This is a genomic window from Mycobacterium sp. 48b, from assembly GCF_048282725.1.
Lineage (GTDB): Bacteria > Actinomycetota > Actinomycetes > Mycobacteriales > Mycobacteriaceae > Mycobacterium.
Genome location: NZ_JBLVUL010000001.1, coordinates 2,659,814 through 2,674,722 on the forward strand (window position 1 = coordinate 2,659,814; position 14,909 = coordinate 2,674,722).

Sequence of the window (14,909 nt, forward strand, 5' to 3'; positions counted from 1 at the left end):
TGGCGCCGGCCTTCGGGTGGGTGTCGCTTTTTTGTGTGTTGATGTGCAATTTCTTTTGAAACTCATTTTTTGGTTTTTGTGTTGTAAGTGTTTAAGGGCGCATGGTGGATGCCTTGGCACTGGGAGCCGATGAAGGACGTTGGAGGCTGCGATATGCCTCGGGGAGCTGCCAACCGAGCGTTGATCCGAGGATGTCCGAATGGGGAAACCCAGCACGAGTGATGTCGTGTTACCTGTATCTGAATACATAGGGTGCAGGAGGGAACGCGGGGAAGTGAAACATCTCAGTACCCGTAGGAAGAGAAAACAAAAGTGATTCCGTGAGTAGTGGCGAGCGAAAGCGGAGGATGGCTAAACCGTATGCATGTGATACCGGGTAGGGGTTGTGTGTGCGGGGTTGTGGGACCTATTTTTCCAGTTCTACCTGACTGGAGGGTAGTGAGAAAATGTTGTGGTTAACGGAAATGGTTTGGGATGACCTGCCGTAGACGGTGAGAGCCCGGTACGTGAAAACCTGACATCTACCTTAATGGTGTTCCCGAGTAGCAGCGGGCCCGTGAAATCTGCTGTGAATCTGCCGGGACCACCCGGTAAGCCTGAATACTTCCCAGTGACCGATAGCGGATTAGTACCGTGAGGGAATGGTGAAAAGTACCCCGGGAGGGGAGTGAAATAGTACCTGAAACCGTGCGCTTACAATCCGTCAGAGCCCTCCACTTTGTGGTGGGGTGATGGCGTGCCTTTTGAAGAATGAGCCTGCGAGTCAGGGACATGTCGCGAGGTTAACCCGTGTGGGGTAGCCGCAGCGAAAGCGAGTCTGAATAGGGCGTATCCACACAACAGTGTGTGGTGTAGTGGTGTGTTCTGGACCCGAAGCGGAGTGATCTACCCATGGCCAGGGTGAAGCGCGGGTAAGACCGCGTGGAGGCCCGAACCCACTTAGGTTGAAGACTGAGGGGATGAGCTGTGGGTAGGGGTGAAAGGCCAATCAAACTCCGTGATAGCTGGTTCTCCCCGAAATGCATTTAGGTGCAGCGTCACATGTTTCTTGTTGGAGGTAGAGCTACTGGATGGCCGATGGGCCCCACAGGGTTACTGACGTCAGCCAAACTCCGAATGCCGACAAGTCCAAGAATGTGGCAGTGAGACGGCGGGGGATAAGCTCCGTGCGTCGAGAGGGAAACAGCCCAGATCGCCGGCTAAGGCCCCTAAGCGTGTACTAAGTGGAAAAGGATGTGCAGTCGCGAAGACAACCAGGAGGTTGGCTTAGAAGCAGCCACCCTTGAAAGAGTGCGTAATAGCTCACTGGTCAAGTGATTGTGCGCCGATAATGTAGCGGGGCTCAAGTACACCGCCGAAGCCGCGGCAACGATTTATCGTTGGGTAGGGGAGCGTCCTGCATCCGGTGAAGCAGCAGAGTGATCTAGCTGTGGAGGGTGTGGGAGTGAGAATGCAGGCATGAGTAGCGAATAGGCAAGTGAGAACCTTGCCCGCCGAAAGACCAAGGGTTCCTGGGCCAGGCCAGTCCTCCCAGGGTGAGTCGGGACCTAAGGCGAGGCCGACAGGCGTAGTCGATGGACAACGGGTTGATATTCCCGTACCCGTGTATGTGCGTCCATGATGAATCCATTGTGCTAACCATCCAAAACCGTCGTGACCGATCCCTTCGGGGTGAGGCGTTGACGGGGCTGCGTGGGACCCCGGTGGGTAGTAGTCAAGCGATGGGGTGACGCAGGAAGGTAGCCGTACCAGTCAGTGGTTGTACTGGGGTAAGCCGGTAGGGAGAAACGTAGGCAAATCCGCGTTTCATATTCCTGAGAGGTGATGCATAGCCGTTTGAGGCGAATTCGGTGATCCTATGCTGCCAAGAAAAGCCTCTAGCGAGGACATACACGGCCCGTACCCCAAACCAACACAGGTGGTCAGGTAGAGAATACTAAGGCGTACGAGTGAACTATGGTTAAGGAACTCGGCAAAATGCCCCCGTAACTTCGGGAGAAGGGGGACCCCCATATCGTCAAGGCTCTTGCGGCCGGCAGCGGGAGGGGGTGGCACAAACCAGTGAGAAGCGACTGTTTACTAAAAACACAGGTCCGTGCGAAGTCGCAAGACGATGTATACGGACTGACGCCTGCCCGGTGCTGGAAGGTTAAGAGGACCTGTTAACCCTTCGGGGTGAAGCAGAGAATTTAAGCCCCAGTAAACGGCGGTGGTAACTATAACCATCCTAAGGTAGCGAAATTCCTTGTCGGGTAAGTTCCGACCTGCACGAATGGCGTAACGACTTCTCAACTGTCTCAACCATAGACTCGGCGAAATTGCACTACGAGTAAAGATGCTCGTTACGCGCGGCAGGACGAAAAGACCCCGGGACCTTCACTACAACTTGGTATTGGTGCTCGATACGGTTTGTGTAGGATAGGTGGGAGACTGTGAAATTCACACGCCAGTGTGGGTGGAGTCGTTGTTGAAATACCACTCTGATCGTATTGGGCCTCTAACCTCGGACCGTATATCCGGTTCAGGGACAGTGCCTGGTGGGTAGTTTAACTGGGGCGGTTGCCTCCCAAAATGTAACGGAGGCGCCCAAAGGTTCCCTCAACCTGGACGGCAATCAGGTGTTGAGTGTAAGTGCACAAGGGAGCTTGACTGCGAGACGTACATGTCGAGCAGGGACGAAAGTCGGGACTAGTGATCCGGCACCTCTGAGTGGAAGGGGTGTCGCTCAACGGATAAAAGGTACCCCGGGGATAACAGGCTGATCTTCCCCAAGAGTCCATATCGACGGGATGGTTTGGCACCTCGATGTCGGCTCGTCGCATCCTGGGGCTGGAGCAGGTCCCAAGGGTTGGGCTGTTCGCCCATTAAAGCGGCACGCGAGCTGGGTTTAGAACGTCGTGAGACAGTTCGGTCTCTATCCGCCGCGCGCGTCAGAAGCTTGAGGAAATCTGTCCCTAGTACGAGAGGACCGGGACGGACGAACCTCTGGTATACCAGTTGTTCCACCAGGAGCACCGCTGGATAGCCACGTTCGGACAGGATAACCGCTGAAAGCATCTAAGCGGGAAACCCCCTCCAAGACCAGGCTTCTCACCCTTTTAGAGGGATAAGGCCCCCCGCAGACCACGGGATTGATAGACCAGACCTGGAAGCCTAGTAATAGGTGCAGGGAACTGGCACTAACCGGCCGAAAACTTACAACAACCAACAAACACCAAATGTTTGATGAGTTTCAGTAAGACACACATCTGCTACGCAACCACACCACAAACACACACGACACTTGTGTCGGGCGTGCACACCGCACCCCACCACCAAAACACACAGGTTTACACTCAAAAACGAGTGAATAGAGTTACGGCGGTCCATAGCGGCAGGGAAACGCCCGGTCCCATCCCGAACCCGGAAGCTAAGCCTGCCAGCGCCGATGATACTACCCTCTCGGGTGGAAAAGTAGGACACCGCCGAACACAAATTAAGTCCCGGGCCCTCCAATTTCGATTGGAGGGCCCGGGCATTTTTGTATGTGGGCACAAGTGGCAATAGGGGCGCTTTTTCAATTAGGTAATTGAAAAAGCGCCCCAGTCATATCTCAATTGAAAAGTGCCGGCACCGTGCGGCTTTTCTCCAATTCCAACAATGCACGCTTGCGGCCCAGCCCCCCGCCGTAACCTGTGAGGTTGCCATTGGCACCGATCACCCGATGGCACGGCACGATGATGCCGATCGGATTGTGTCCATTGGCCAGGCCGACGGCTCGCGACGCTGCCGGCGAACCGATCTGACGGGCGATCTCGCCGTAAGAGCAGGTCTCCCCGTAAGGAATGGTCCGAAGGGCGTCCCAGACCCGGCGCTGAAACTGCGTTCCGACCATGTCCAACTCGAGGTCGAATTCCGTACGCTCGCCGGCGAAGTACGCGTCGAGTTGATCGACGGCATCGGAGAACGCTGTGTCGTCGGCCTCCCACCCCTCGCGGCTCGGTTCGTAGGTTTGATCGACCATGCGCAGGTGCATGAGCTTTCCGTCGCAGCCCGCCAGCGTGAGGAGTCCGACCGGGCTGTCCATGGTGCGGTAGTGCAGTGTCGTCATGACTTCTCCTGTCGATCGGTCGGGGGCCATTCGTTCACCGCGTGGTCCAGTGTGGTCCACAGGTGTTGCGTCGCGTACGCGCGCCATGGGCGCCATCTCGTGCTGTGTTCGACGAGTTCGTCCGGGCCCAGGTCCAGAAGGGCGGCGGCCGCGCGGACGCCGAGATCGGTGGCGGGGAAGGCGTCTGGATCACCGAGGCCGCGCATGGCGATCACTTCCGTCGTCCACGGCCCGACCCCGGGGAGTGCGAGCAGCTGCGCTCGTGCCCGCTCCCAGTCGCAGCCCGGATCGAGGACCAGCTCACCGTCGGCGATGGCCGCCACCAAAGCGGTGACCGTCCTCTTTCTGGACGCCGGCATCGCCAGATGGCTCGGGTCCAGGCCGGCGAGATCGCTGATGCCGGGGAACACGTGGGTCAGCCCTCCGTCCTCGTCGGAGAGCGCGGACCCGTAGCCGGCGACGAGGCGTCCGACGTGTGTGCAGGCCGCTTTGATCGACACCTGTTGGCCGATCACCACCCTGAGTGCCAATTCGGATTCGTCGACCGTGCGGGGGATGCGTTGGCCCGGCGCCTTGGCGACGACCGCTGCGAGCCGCGGATCGGACTGGAGCGCCTCGACCACCGCCTCGGGATCGGCATCGAGATCCAGGAGGCGTCGGCACCGCGCGATCGCGGCGGACAGGTCGCGGAAATCCTCGAGCACCAACTGGCAACGGACATGATCGGGCTGCGGTGTCAGGCCGACCACGCCATGGCCGTGCGGCAGCCGCAGCGTGCGCCGGAACTGCCCGTCGCGCACCTCCTCCAACCCCGGCACCGCACTGGCCGCCAGATGGCCGAACAACCCTTCGTACGAGAACGGGGTCCGCACCGGCAGCCGCAATGACAGAACACCGGGCGCAGCAGAAGAAGCATCGGCGGCGAATCGGTTGCGGGCCCGCAACCGCAAGTCGGTGGGCGTCAGGTCACACACGGCGCGCACGGTGTCGTTGAACTGTCGGATGCTGGCGAAGCCGGCAGCAAACGCCACGTCGGCGAACGGCAGCTCGGTGGTTTCGATCAGCACCCGGGCCGTCTGCGTGCGTTGCGCCCGGGCCAGCGCCAGGGGATTGGCCCCCAACTCGGCCTGCATGATGCGCTGCAACTGCCGGCTCGTGTAGCCGACGCGGGCGGCCAGTCCGGTCACCCCTTCGCGGTCCACGGTGCCGTCGGCGATCAGCCGCATGCACCGCGCCACGATGTCGCCGCGTATGTTCCACTCGGGGGACCCCGGCGACGCGTCAGGGCGGCAGCGTTTGCAGGCTCGGAAGCCGGCGGCCTGGGCGGCGGCCGCGGTCGGGTAGAACCGCATGTTGCGGGCGAACGGGGGCCGTACCGGGCAACTGGGGCGGCAGTAGATGCCTGTGGTGAGCACGGCGGTGACGAACCAGCCGTCGAACCGTGCGTCCTTGGACTGGACTGCCCGGTAACAGCGGTCGAAATCTTCGTGCATGTCATCCACGATGGCACGGCAACCGGCACATCACTAGCGGAAAAACGACATGGTCGTGGGAGCGGTGGTGGCTAGACTGCGACCTGTGGCCGAGCTGGTACAGCAATACCTGGACCGGATCCGTGCCGAGCAGATCGACCTGCGGGATGGCGACCTGGCGAGCTATATCCCCGAGCTCGCCAAAGTCGATCCGGAGGGCTTCGGCCTGAGCCTGTCCTCCTCGGACGGATATGTCTACGAATCCGGCGACACTGCAGTGGAATTCACCATCCAGTCCATCTCGAAGCCGTTCACGTACGCACTGGCGCTGGACCAGATCGGTCAGGACGCCGTCGACGCCAGGATCGGCGTCGAACCCTCAGGTGAGGCGTTCAACGAGATCAGCGTGGACGACGTGACCAAGACTCCGAAGAATCCCATGATCAATGCCGGTGCCATTGCGGCGGTTTCGCTGGTCCCCGGGGCGAGTGCCGACGAGAGGTTCGAACGCATCCACGAGTTCTATTCGGCGTGTGCGGGCCGACGACTCGAGATCGACCCGGAGGTGTACGCCTCGGAGAAGACGACCGGCAACCGCAATCGGGCGATCGCGTACATGCTGACCAGTTTCGGTGTGCTGGACGGCGATCCGGACGAGGTGCTGGACGTGTACTACCGCCAGTGCTCGGTCAAGGTGACCAGCACGGACCTGGCCCGGATGGCCGCCACCCTGGCCCGGGGTGGGTTCAACCCGCTGACCGGCCGGCGTGTCATCGATGCCAAGGTGGTCCGGCGAACCCTCAGCGTGATGGTGACCTGCGGAATGTACGACGCGACAGGCGATTGGGTGAGCGCGGTCGGCATGCCTGCCAAGAGCGGCGTGGGCGGCGGCATCGTCGCGGTGCTGCCCGGCCAACTCGGCATCGGTGTCTATTCACCGCGTCTGGATGTCCGCGGCAACAGCGTGCGCGGGGTGCAGGTGTGCCGCAACCTTTCCTCGCAGTTGGGGCTTCACTTCCTCACGGTCGGCCGTGAGTCGTCATCGACGTTGCGGGCGGTGTTCGAGGTCAGCCCCGACATTCGGGTCTACGAGGTACAGGGCGATCTGTTGTTCGCCGGGGCCGAGCAGGTGTTGCGGACAGCTGAGCACGATCGCGGGACATATGACGTCGCCGTGCTGGACGTGACCCGGGTCGATGACATCGACGATGCCGCGCGCGGCATGCTGACCGGGATGCGGGCCAGCCTGGCGGCCGCAGGCAAGGATGCCTACCTCGTCGACCCCGACGGACGTGTGGTGCCGGAGGACCGGCGCGACGACTACGACGCCATCGTCTTCCGCAGCCTCGACGACGCGGTCGAGGCGGCACGGCAAAGGGGCGCCCGCTAGGCCGGTACGGCCACCCGGGTCGGCTCGCCGAGACCCCGCAGAGTGACCGATTCACCCAGCGACCAACAGGCCCTTTCGGTTTCGGACGCATTGGCGATGGTGTCCGACGAGGCCACCAGGTGTCCGGGCACCTGCTTGGAGAAATCGCACAGACGCGCGGCCTCGTTGACCGGTTCCCCGATCACGGTGTATTCGAAGCGTTGTTTCGCCCCGACGTTGCCTGCCACCACCTGACCGGCCGCGACGCCGATTCCTGCCTTGAGTTCAGGCACCTCGGCACGCAGCCGCCGCGCGATCGCCCGCGCGGCGCCCAGGGCTTCGTCCTCGGCGTTGGGTAGCGACACCGGCGCACCGAATACGGCGAGTATCGCGTCACCCTCGAACTTGTTGACCAGGCCGCGGTGATTGTCGACCTCATCGACGATGACTGCGAAGAAGCGGTTCAGCAGATCGACCACCTCGACCGCAGGCCGCGTGGTGACCAATTGCGTCGAACCGATGACGTCGACGAAAATCACTGCCGCGTGGCGTTCCTCGCCGCCGAGGACGGGCTTCTCCTGCTCGGCCAGTGCGGCCACCTCGCGGCCCACGTGTCGGCCGAACAGATCGCGGACCCGTTCGCGTTCGCGCAGGCCGTGCACCATCGAGTTGAATCCGCGTTGCAGCTGGCCCAATTCGGTGCCGTCGAACACCACAAGATTCGTGTTCAGATCACCCTGCTCGACCCGGTTGAGGGCTGCGCGCACGACGCGGATCGGGGTTGCGGTCAGATAGGACACGATCCACATCAGCAGGAATCCGAACACCAGCGCGAACGAACCGAGACCGATGACGGCGTAGGCGAATTGGACCGGGGTGAGGTTGTTGAGCGTCACGGCGAACACCGCGGCCAGCATGATGCCCAGGATGGGCACGCCCGAGCTCAGCGCCCACACCACCATGGTGCGACCCATGATGCCCTGCGCCAGGCGTACCGGCGGCGGGCCCGCCTCCAGCGCCTGCGCGGCGACCGGCCGCAGTGCGAACTCGGTGAACAGATGGCAGCTGACCGACACGACGATGCCGGGAAAACTGATGCCCAGCAGGAACTTCGGAATGTAATTGGTGTCGACCAGGCCGTAGAGCGTCGTCAACAACGCGGTGCCCACGCCCCACAGGATCAGCAGCACCCGGGTGAGCCGGAACGGGGCGAGGAAGGTGTTCCGCTGATCGGCAACGGTGGGTGGGCGTTCCTCGATGGCCCAGCGCACGTTGTCGATGACCCGGGTCGTCGCCCAGAACACCCCGACGATCAACGCGGTGGCCATGTATGCGGGGGCCACGATGAAGGTGATCCAGCGGACCGGCGGGTCGAACACGCCGGGGGTGGGGAACAGCAGCGTGACGATGATCATCGAGATGCCGATACCGAGCAGGTTCCCCAGGATCACGAACGCCGTCAGGATGACCTGAATGCGCACCCTGCGCCGGCGCTGGCTCTCCGAGACCCGGCCCAGTACCCACGATCCGTATTCCGGTGTGGCCGGGAGCCGGCTGTTCTGGCGGGTGACACCTTCAAGGACGCGACCCAGCCGTCGTGCCAGCGATTTGTCGGAGTTCATTGTGGCGTCAGCCTAGTTCGTTCGGGATGCCCTTAAGGTGGATCGGGTGCGCCTCGTGATTGCCCAGTGCACCGTCGACTACGTCGGGCGGCTGACCGCCCACCTTCCATCGGCCCGCAGGCTGTTGTTGTTCAAGTCCGACGGTTCGGTCAGCGTCCATGCCGACGATCGCGCCTACAAGCCTCTGAACTGGATGAGTCCGCCGTGCTGGCTCAAAGAGGAGGCCGCAGAAGGCACAGCTGGGGTGTCCGCCGTTGTCTGGGTGGTCGAGAACAAGGCCGGTGAGCAGCTGCGCATCACGGTCGAAGACGTCGAGCACGACTCCAGCCACGAACTCGGCGTCGATCCCGGACTGGTGAAAGACGGCGTGGAGGCGCACCTGCAGGTGCTGCTGGCCGAACACGTCGAGCTGCTGGGCGCCGGCTACACACTGGTGCGCCGTGAGTACCCGACCGCCATCGGCCCGGTGGATCTGATGTGCCGTGACGAGCTGGGCCGCTCGGTCGCCGTGGAGATCAAGCGCCGCGGCGAGATCGACGGTGTGGAACAGCTGACCCGCTATCTCGACCTGCTCAACCGCGATACCGTGCTGGCCCCGGTGGCGGGTGTGTTCGCCGCCCAGCAGATCAAACCGCAGGCCCGAACGCTGGCCACGGACCGTGGAATCCGTTGTGTGACTTTGGATTATGACCAGATGCGGGGTATGGACAGCGACGAATACCGGCTGTTCTGATGCGCCGTCGGCGTCGTGAGGATCGGCGGTTCGCGCCGCTGCCGCCGTCACGCCGCGTCGAGGTGGGGCCCGACGGTTACGAGTACGAGGTGCGGGTGGTCACCGCCTCACGTGCGGTGAAGGTCTATCGATGCCCCGGCTGCGACCACGAGATCCGGGTGGCCACCGCGGATGTGGTGGTGTTGCCGGTCGATGTCGGCGATGTCGATGACCGCAGGCATTGGCACACCGCCTGCTGGGCGAATCGGGCCAATCGTGGTCCGACGAGAAAATGGTCCTAGTGCTCTGAATCAGTGCTCGTCGGAGGCAGGCTCGACCAGCTCGATCAGCACACCGCCGGCGTCCTTGGGGTGGATGAAGTTGATGCGCGAGTTGGCCGTGCCCTTGCGGGGCGCCTCGTAGAGCAGCCGGACTCCCTGGCTGCGCAGGCGCTCACTCAGCGCATCGATGTCGCTGGTCCGGTAGGCCAGCTGCTGCAGGCCGGGGCCGCTGCGATCGATGAACTTGGCGATCGTCGATTTCTCGTCCAGCGGGGCAAGCAGCTGAATCTGGGCGCTGCCCTTGGCTGCGCCGCGCACCGAGAGCATGGCCTCGCGCACGCCCTGCTCCTCGTTGATCTCCTCGTGGAGGACGATCATGCCGAGGTTGTCGTGGTACCACTTGGCGGCGGCATCCAGATCGGGGACGGCGATACCGACGTGATCGATTGCCGTCACCAGCGCGGAAGCAAGTGCGGGACGGGCATCAACCTGATCGGCGGTCATAACGTAACGGTAACCTCAACCTGAAGGTTTGCGTATGTGTGATCGCCCACACAGCTCTTGGACATGGCTTTGGAGGTAGGAAATGACTGCGGAGAATCGCACGTCTGTGATCGTTGCTGGAGCGCGTACTCCGGTCGGCAAATTGATGGGCTCGCTGAAGGATTTTTCCGGCAGTGACCTGGGCGCGATCGCGATCCGGGGTGCCCTGGAGAAGGCGAAGGTGGATGCTTCGCTGGTCGACTACGTGATCATGGGCCAGGTGCTCACCGCAGGCGCCGGTCAGATGCCCGCTCGCCAGTCCGCGGTGGCCGCCGGAATCGGCTGGGATGTGCCCGCCCTGTCCATCAACAAGATGTGCCTCTCGGGCATCGACGCGATCGCGCTGGCCGACCAGCTGATCAGGGCCGGAGAGTTCGACGTCGTCGTGGCCGGTGGCCAGGAGTCGATGAGCCAGGCCCCGCACCTGCTGCCCAAGAGCCGTGAGGGTTACAAGTACGGCGATGCGACGCTGGTCGACCACCTGGCCTACGACGGCCTGCACGACGTGTTCACCGACCAGCCGATGGGCGCGCTCACCGAGCAGCGCAACGACGTCGACAAGTTCACCCGCGCCGAGCAGGACGAGTTCGCTGCCCAGTCGCACCAGAAGGCCGCCGCGGCGTGGAAAGACGGGGTGTACGCCGACGAGGTGGTGCCGGTGTCGATCCCGCAGCGCAAGGGTGACCCGATCGAGTTCGCCGAGGACGAGGGCATCCGGGCCAATACGACCGCCGAATCGCTGGGTGGTCTGCGTCCGGCCTTCCGCAAGGACGGCACCATCACCGCCGGTTCGTCGTCGCAGATCTCCGACGGCGCGGCCGCGGTCGTGGTGATGAGCAAGGCCAAGGCGCAGGAGCTCGGCCTGGACTGGCTGTGTGAGATCGGTGCGCACGGCGTGGTTGCCGGTCCGGACTCGACGCTGCAGAGCCAGCCGGCCAACGCGATCAAGAAGGCTGTCGAGCGTGAGGGCATCAGCGTCGACCAGCTGGACATCCTCGAGATCAACGAGGCGTTCGCCGCGGTGTCGCTGGCGTCGACCAAGGAGCTGGGTGTCGACCCGGCCAAGGTGAATGTCAACGGCGGCGCGATCGCCATCGGTCACCCGATCGGGATGTCCGGTGCCCGCATCACGCTGCACGCTGCGCTGGAGCTGGCCCGTAAGGGGTCCGGCTACGCGGTGGCCGCGTTGTGTGGTGCCGGTGGCCAGGGTGATGCGCTGATCTTGCGTCGCTGACAGCAAATCAACCGTCGCTCAAACGACGCTCTGTAGTAGCTGGCCGTCCGGTCCGGCACAATGGCGGCCATGACACGCTCGTTCGACCTGCGCACGGTTTCCGGCTGGTTCCGGCTCATCGCCCTCGCTGAGGCGGTGAGCTGGGCCGGCCTGCTGGTCGGCATGTACTTCAAGTACCTGGGCAGCCCACGCACCGAGATCGGTGTGAAGGTGTTCGGGCCGATCCACGGCGGCGTTTTCGTCGCCTTCGTGGTGGCCGCCGTGCTGGTCGGTATCGCCCACAAGTGGGGCGTGGGCACCTGGATTCTGGCGTTGCTGGCCAGCATCGTGCCACTGGGCAGCGTGATCTTCGTCATATGGGCTGATCGGACCGTCCGACTCGCCCCGGTCGACGGTTCGGCCCTGGTGTCGCAACCGGGCGGCGCGGTGCCCGAAACGACGTGACAGACTTGGTGGCGTGACTCGTCCACGACCTTCCGTCGGGCCGGCGCTGGCCGGCGCGGTTGACCTCTCGGCACTCAAGCAGCGTCCCGCGGCGGGCGGTACGGCTGGCGGCAGCCCCAGTGCCGCCGGCGGCCCGAACGTCACAGAGGTCAACGAAGCCAACTTCGAAGCCGAGGTGCTGGTCCGCTCGGGCCAGGTACCGGTGGTGGTGCTGCTGTGGTCGCCGCGCAGTGATTCCAGCGCTGCGCTGGGGGACACCCTGGCGGGTCTGGCTGCGGCCGACAACGGCAAGTGGTCACTGGCACTGGTCAACGTCGACACCACCCCCAGGGTGGCGCAGATGTTCGGCATCCAGGGCGTGCCGACCGTGGTCGCGCTCGCCGGAGGACAGCCGATCGCCAGCTTCCAGGGCTCTCAGCCCGCGGACGAACTCCGCCGCTGGGTCGATTCACTGCTTGAGGCGACCGCGGGCAAGCTGACCGGATCCGGTTCTGGTGACGATGAGCCGGAGCAGGTCGATCCCGAGCTGGCCGCCGCCAGGGCTCACCTGGACGAAGGCGACTTCGACGCCGCAGCCGCTGCCTACCAGGCGATTCTCGACGCCCAGCCCAACCACGCCGAGGCCAAGGGCGCGGTCCGGCAGATCGCATTCCTGCAGCGGGCCAGCGCACAGCGCCCTGATGCCGTGGCTGCCGCCGACGCCGCTCCAGACGACATCGAGGCGGCCTTGGCCGCGGCCGACGCCGAGATCCTGGCCCAGGACGTGTCGGCGGCCTTCGATCGGCTGATCGCACTGATCAAGCGCACGGCAGGGGATGACCGGACCGCGGTGCGGACCCGGCTCATCGAGTTGTTCGACCTGTTCGACCCGGCTGATCCCGAGGTGGTCGCGGGCCGTCGCAATCTGGCCAACGCGCTGTACTAGCGCGTCAGACGGGCTCGAACCACAGCATCGCCAGCGGCGGCAGCACCATCACCGCCGACGCCGGACGTCCGTGCCACGGGTCGTCGGTGGCCTGCACCGCGCCCAAGTTCCCGATGCCCGACCCGTTGTAGATGGTCGCGTCGGTGTTGAGCACCTCCTGCCAGGCACCGGCGTGCGGCAGGCCCAGCCGGTACTCGCTGTGCTCACTGCCGGCGAAGTTGACGACGCAAGCCAGCACCGAACCATCGGCACCGAACCGCAGGAAGCTCAACACGTTGTTGGCCGAGTCGTTCGCGTCGATCCAGGAATAGCCCTCGGGGCTGGTGTCACGGCTCCACAGCGCAGGGTGGCGACGGTAGATCCCGTTGAGATCACGGACCAACCGTAGCACCCCGCCGGAGAAGCCCTGCTCGTCGAGTTGGAACCAGTCCAGCCCGCGCTCTTCCGACCACTCGGCCCGCTGGCCGAATTCCTGACCCATGAACAACAGCTGCTTGCCCGGGTGGGCCCACTGATAGGCCAGCAGGCTGCGCAGGCCCGCGGCCTTGGCGTGGTCGTCGCCGGGCATCCGGCCCCACAGTGTGCCCTTGCCGTGCACGACCTCGTCATGGCTGATCGGCAGCACGTAGTTCTCGCTGAAGGCGTACAGCATCGAGAACGTCATCTCGTGATGGTGATAGCTGCGGTGCACCGGGTCATGGCTGACGTAGTCGAGCGTGTCGTTCATCCAGCCCATGTTCCACTTCATCGAGAAACCAAGGCCGCCAAGGTTCGTCGGGCGGGTGACTCCGGGCCAGGAGGTCGATTCCTCAGCGATGGTGACGATCCCCGGTGTCACCTTGTGCACAGTGGCGTTCATCTCCTGGAGGAACTGCACCGCCTCCAGGTTCTCCCGGCCGCCGTGGATGTTGGGCGTCCAGCCGCCCTCGGGACGGGAGTAGTCGAGATAGAGCATCGAGGCGACGGCGTCCACGCGCAGTCCGTCGACGTGATATTCCTTCAGCCAGTACAACGCGTTGGCGACCAGGAAGTTACGCACCTCGGGCCGGCCGAAGTCGAAAACGTAGGTGCCCCAATCGAGCTGCTCGCCGCGGCGCGGGTCGGAATGCTCGTAGAGCGGGGTGCCGTCGAAACGGCCGAGCGCCCAGGCATCTTTCGGGAAGTGCGCAGGCACCCAGTCGACGATCACCCCGATCCCGGCACGGTGCAGCGAATCCACCAGGAACCGAAAATCGTCAGGAGTGCCGAGCCGGGAGGTCGGCGCGTAGTAGGAGGTCACCTGGTAGCCCCAGGAACCACCGAACGGGTGCTCGGCCACCGGGAGCAACTCGACGTGGGTGAAGCCCTGTTCCACAACGTATTCGGTCAGCTCGGTGGCCAGCTGCCGGTAGCTGAGCCCTGGGCGCCACGACATCAGGTGCACCTCGTAGGTGCTCATCGGTTCGAACACCGGGTTCTGCGCGGTGCGCCGGGCCATCCACTTGCCGTCGTTCCAGGTGTAGGTACTGGTGGTGACCCGGGATGCGGTCTGCGGCGGTACCTCGGTGGCGAACGCCATCGGGTCGGCGCGGTCGGTGGTGATCCCGCCGGCACCGTGGACGCGGAACTTGTAAAGACCGTTGGCCGGGAAGCCGGGCCAGAACAACTCCCAGACTCCTGAGGAGCCCAGCACCCGCATCTGCGCCTCGTTGCCGTCCCAGTGATTGAAGTCACCGATCACGCTGACGCCCTTGGCGTTCGGCGCCCACACCGCGAATGACACACCTTCCACGACGCCGTCGGGGGTGGTGAAGCTGCGCGGGTGCGCGCCGAGGATCTCCCACAGGCGCTCGTGGCGTCCCTCGGCGAACAGGTGGAGGTCGAGTTCGCCGAGCGTGGGAAGGAAGCGGTAGGCGTCCGCCGTGGTGTGGGTGAAGATCGTGTCGTCAGCGCCGGGATAGCCGATTTCCAGGCGGTAGTCGGCCAGATTGGTGAACGGAACCGACACCGCGAACAGCCCGGAGTCGATGTGCTGCATGGGGAATCGGTCACCGCCGATCACGGCCACGGACTTGGAGGCGTGGGGCCGGTAGGTCCGGATCACGGTCCGGCCGCCGTATTCGTGGGCGCCGAGCACCGAATGCGGATCGTGGTGTTGACCGATCAGCAGCCGCTGGATGTCGGATGGGTCCGGTCGCAGATGTAGGTCGGTGAGGTGGTTGCTTCTCGTCATCTCGT

The 14,909-nt window shown here is 63.7% G+C and carries 11 protein-coding genes and 2 rRNA genes; 8 read left to right on the forward strand and 5 right to left on the reverse strand.

Annotated features, from left to right (window positions below):
• Positions 1-81: 81 nt before the first annotated feature.
• Positions 82-3,203 (forward strand): 23S ribosomal RNA (locus tag ACNQR1_RS13015).
• 153 nt (positions 3,204-3,356) lie between these two features.
• Positions 3,357-3,470, forward strand: a 5S ribosomal RNA gene (gene rrf / locus ACNQR1_RS13020).
• Between the two features lie 122 nt (positions 3,471-3,592).
• Here the strand turns inward: rrf and ACNQR1_RS13025 are convergent.
• The gene (locus ACNQR1_RS13025) at positions 3,593-4,090 is read right to left on the reverse strand and encodes a methylated-DNA--[protein]-cysteine S-methyltransferase (protein ID WP_418046561.1); all 498 of its coding nucleotides are present in this window, start codon (positions 4,088-4,090) and stop codon (positions 3,593-3,595) included.
• A complete protein-coding gene (locus ACNQR1_RS13030) occupies positions 4,087-5,583 on the reverse strand; it encodes a DNA-3-methyladenine glycosylase 2 family protein (protein ID WP_418046563.1) in 1,497 nt (498 codons plus the stop codon). Before ACNQR1_RS13030 ends, ACNQR1_RS13025 begins: the two co-directional genes overlap by 4 nt.
• 85 nt (positions 5,584-5,668) lie before the next feature.
• Here ACNQR1_RS13030 and glsA point away from each other — a divergent pair, with 85 nt between their 5' ends.
• Positions 5,669-6,952 carry a glutaminase A gene (glsA, locus tag ACNQR1_RS13035; protein ID WP_418046565.1) on the forward strand — a complete coding sequence of 428 codons (1,284 nt, stop codon included), beginning with the start codon at positions 5,669-5,671 and terminating at the stop codon, positions 6,950-6,952.
• Here glsA and ACNQR1_RS13040 read toward each other — a convergent pair.
• Complete coding sequence (locus ACNQR1_RS13040; protein WP_418046567.1) at positions 6,949-8,553, reverse strand: adenylate/guanylate cyclase domain-containing protein; 1,605 nt, start codon at positions 8,551-8,553, stop codon at positions 6,949-6,951. The genes glsA and ACNQR1_RS13040 overlap by 4 nt on opposite strands.
• 46 nt (positions 8,554-8,599) lie before the next feature.
• On the opposite strand from ACNQR1_RS13040, the gene nucS reads away from it, so the two are divergent.
• On the forward strand, positions 8,600-9,286 hold the full coding sequence (gene nucS, locus ACNQR1_RS13045; protein WP_418046569.1) for an endonuclease NucS: 687 nt from the start codon (positions 8,600-8,602) through the stop codon (positions 9,284-9,286).
• Positions 9,286-9,567: a hypothetical protein gene (locus tag ACNQR1_RS13050; protein WP_418046571.1), complete on the forward strand. Its 282-nt coding sequence runs from the start codon at positions 9,286-9,288 to the stop codon at positions 9,565-9,567. Before nucS ends, ACNQR1_RS13050 begins: the two co-directional genes overlap by 1 nt.
• A 9-nt stretch (positions 9,568-9,576) precedes the next feature.
• Here ACNQR1_RS13050 and mce read toward each other — a convergent pair whose 3' ends face one another.
• Positions 9,577-10,050: a methylmalonyl-CoA epimerase gene (gene mce / locus ACNQR1_RS13055; RefSeq protein WP_418046573.1), complete on the reverse strand. Its 474-nt coding sequence runs from the start codon at positions 10,048-10,050 to the stop codon at positions 9,577-9,579.
• Positions 10,051-10,132: 82 nt separating this feature from the next.
• Between mce and ACNQR1_RS13060 the strand changes: the two genes are divergently transcribed.
• The 3 genes from ACNQR1_RS13060 to ACNQR1_RS13070 are packed head-to-tail and all read left to right on the forward strand — an operon-like array spanning position 10,133 to position 12,692.
• A complete protein-coding gene (locus tag ACNQR1_RS13060) occupies positions 10,133-11,323 on the forward strand; it encodes an acetyl-CoA C-acetyltransferase (RefSeq protein ID WP_418046575.1) in 1,191 nt (396 codons plus the stop codon).
• 60 nt (positions 11,324-11,383) lie between these two features.
• A complete protein-coding gene (locus ACNQR1_RS13065; RefSeq protein WP_418046577.1) occupies positions 11,384-11,767 on the forward strand; it encodes a DUF3817 domain-containing protein in 384 nt (127 codons plus the stop codon).
• A 13-nt stretch (positions 11,768-11,780) separates the two neighbouring features.
• Positions 11,781-12,692, forward strand: a complete 912-nt coding sequence (locus tag ACNQR1_RS13070) for a tetratricopeptide repeat protein (protein ID WP_418046579.1) — start codon at positions 11,781-11,783, stop codon at positions 12,690-12,692.
• A 4-nt stretch (positions 12,693-12,696) separates the two neighbouring features.
• Here the strand turns inward: ACNQR1_RS13070 and glgB are convergent, their stop codons facing one another.
• A complete protein-coding gene (gene glgB / locus ACNQR1_RS13075; RefSeq protein WP_418046581.1) occupies positions 12,697-14,904 on the reverse strand; it encodes a 1,4-alpha-glucan branching protein GlgB in 2,208 nt (735 codons plus the stop codon).
• Positions 14,905-14,909: the final 5 nt, after the last annotated feature.